The sequence below is a fragment of the Campylobacter sp. CNRCH_2016_3089 genome (assembly GCF_025772505.1).
GTDB classification, from domain to species: Bacteria; Campylobacterota; Campylobacteria; order Campylobacterales; family Campylobacteraceae; genus Campylobacter_D; species Campylobacter_D lari_D.
Genome location: NZ_JAKMSF010000046.1, coordinates 1 through 1,026, shown reverse-complemented (window position 1 = coordinate 1,026; position 1,026 = coordinate 1). Strand labels below are relative to the sequence as shown.

The 1,026-nt window shown below is 24.0% G+C and carries 2 protein-coding genes; both read left to right on the top strand.

Annotated elements, in window-relative coordinates; translation table 11 throughout:
• The coding region (locus L8W69_RS09170; protein ID WP_263666991.1) for a hypothetical protein at positions 1-392 on the top strand (392 nt) is incomplete at its 5' end.
• Positions 389-1,026, top strand: a 638-nt coding sequence (locus tag L8W69_RS09165; protein ID WP_263666990.1) for a hypothetical protein, incomplete at its 3' end; no start/stop codon positions are given. The genes L8W69_RS09170 and L8W69_RS09165, both read left to right, overlap by 4 nt.

The window sequence follows — 1,026 nt, the reverse complement described above, 5'->3', positions numbered from 1 at the left end:
AAATTTTTAGTTATAATGCTATTTTAACACAAGGATATTTTATGGAAGATTTAAACTTTTTACAAAAACGTTGGGAAGAAGCTTATGAAGCTATGCCTAAACTTTATGAAATACCAAATGGAACAATAGTAAATTTTACCCTTAGTGAAGATACAGATACTATTTTATTTAAAGAACCTTGGGAAAATTTCAAACTAGATAATGAAGATGAAGAAGTAGAATGGAGGCTAAGTTTTTTCAGCATTAGCGAAGATAAGCCTTTAGGATATTTAGAGTATAAAGAAGCTTTAGAAAAATTACAAGAATTTTCTTTAATACAATCAGAAGAAAGGGTTTTGATTAGAGCCATGAGTTTGGAAGAGCTTAAAAAATTAGGATTACACGAGCTATGATACTTCCTCAACCTATATTTTTAAACAAACTTATACAATTTTTATCTAGTGAAAATTTAAATCTAAATAATTTTAAAAAAGATATAGAAAACATAATCTCTAAAAAAGACTTACAATTTTTACTAGATTTAAATACAAAAATTATGGGTATTGCTAAAATAATTATTCAAGATAAAAAAGAAGTTAATATACTACTACCACAATCTAATAAAGAGCATAAATTACAATATACACCTACAAAATTAGAAATTAAAAAAGATTTTGAAATTAAACTTGATAGCTTGGAAAATTGTAGCAACAAACAATTATTAGATATCATTAAACAAGAATATCCAAATAATATAGTAAAAGAACTAACTATTAATCTATCAAAAGAAAAAATAAAAATACTTTTCATTGTCAATGAAATACCAAAATTTTTAAAATCTATATACAAAGAATGTGATTTTAAAGATTACGGCTTAATGAACTATATCGAATTTGATAAAATTTTTAATCTTAAAATAGAAGATTTTAGATATTTTACACTTATTACACCCTTTGGGGCAAAAAAAATACAATTGTATTGGATAAATGAATATGAAAATCTTCAAGAAACACTCAATTGTATTTCAATCCCAATACCCCACCAATA